Annotated in this window: 1 protein-coding gene; it reads left to right on the forward strand. The window is 66.0% G+C overall.

Annotated elements, in window-relative coordinates:
* A partial coding sequence (locus HX846_RS30850; protein ID WP_256740148.1) for an AMP-binding protein occupies nt 1-1,509 on the forward strand: 1,509 nt, incomplete at both ends.

The raw sequence follows: 1,509 nt of genomic DNA on the forward strand, positions 1-1,509 counted from the left end.
GCGACATCGCCCACAGCGCCTGGCCTGGTGTGGAAGTGCTGCGTGAGTTGTCCCGCACCCGGCAAGGCGGCGCCCCCGTAGTGTTTGCCTGCAACCTTGGCGAAGCGTTTGTCGACGCCACTTGCCGGCAGCACCTGGGCGAACCGGGCTGGGCCTTGTCGCAAACGCCCCAAGTGTGGCTTGACCACCAGAGCTATCCGCTGCCCGATGGCCTGTTGCTCAACTGGGACGGGGTAGATGCGCTGTTCCCCGAAGGCCTGCTGGACGAAATGTTCACCGCCTATGGCGACCTGCTGGCGTGGCTGTGTACCGGTGACTGGCGCCAACCCGCGCCGCTGCCGTTGCCCCAAGGCCAGCAAGAGGTCCGTGCAGCGGTCAACCACACGCCCTGGGCCTATGACAAAGGCTTGCTGCACGATGGCTTTTTCCAACAGGCGCAGGTGCACCCGCAGCGGGTGGCATTGATCACCGAGGACGCTGAGTTGAGTTACGCCGAGCTGGCGGCCCAGGCCCTGCAAGTGGCAGGTGCCCTGCGCCAGTGGGGGATTGAACCGGGTGATACGGTGGCGATCACCTTGCCCAAAGGCCAGGCGCAAATCGTTGCGGTGCTCGGCATATTGGCGGCGGGCGCGGTGTATGTGCCGGTGGGTATCGAACAGCCGGCAGCCCGTCGCGACATGATCTATCAACGCGCCGGAGCCAAGGTGGTGATCACCGATACGGCCCACCGTGATCGCGGTGTATGGCTGGCGGACTTGCAAGTGGTGGACCTGGCCCAGGCGCGTTCGGCCAGGGCCCTGAAACAACCGATCGAGGTGGCGCCGGACGCACTGGCCTATGTGATTTTTACCTCTGGCACTACCGGCGAACCCAAGGGCGTCGAGGTTTCCCACCAGGCGGCGCTGAACACCGTCGCCGCGATCAACCGGCGTTATCAGGTGGGCGCGGATGACCGTGTGCTCGGGGTTTCCGCCCTCGATTTCGACCTGTCGGTGTACGACCTGTTTGGCCTGCTGAGTGTCGGTGGCGCCGTGGTGCTGCCAGCGGATGCGCGGCGCAAGGAGCCGTCCGAATGGTTGCGGCTGATCCGCCAGCAGCGCGTGACCCTGTGGAACTCGGTACCGGCGTTGCTCGACATGCTGACCCTCAAGGCCCGCGAGCCGAATGCCCTGAGCGGATTACGCCTGGCGATGGTCTCGGGTGACTGGGTCGGGCTGGACCTGCCACGCCGCCTGCGATTGGCAGCCGGCGAAAGCGCCCGGTTCGCCGCTCTCGGCGGCGCCACTGAAGCGGCCATCTGGTCCAACGTCCAGGACGTCGACGAAGTGCCGGCTCACTGGCTCTCGATTCCCTACGGCAAACCCCTGGATAACCAAAGCTTTCGAGTCGTCGACAGCCAGGGCCGCGATTGCCCGGACTGGGTGGCGGGGGAGTTGTGGATCGGCGGCGCCGGGGTTGCCCAGGGCTATCGTGGCCTGCCGCATCTCAGCGCCCAACGCTTCGTCGAGC

Origin of the sequence: Pseudomonas sp. K5002 (assembly GCF_013386655.1) — a bacterium.
Taxonomy (GTDB): domain Bacteria; phylum Pseudomonadota; class Gammaproteobacteria; order Pseudomonadales; family Pseudomonadaceae; genus Aquipseudomonas.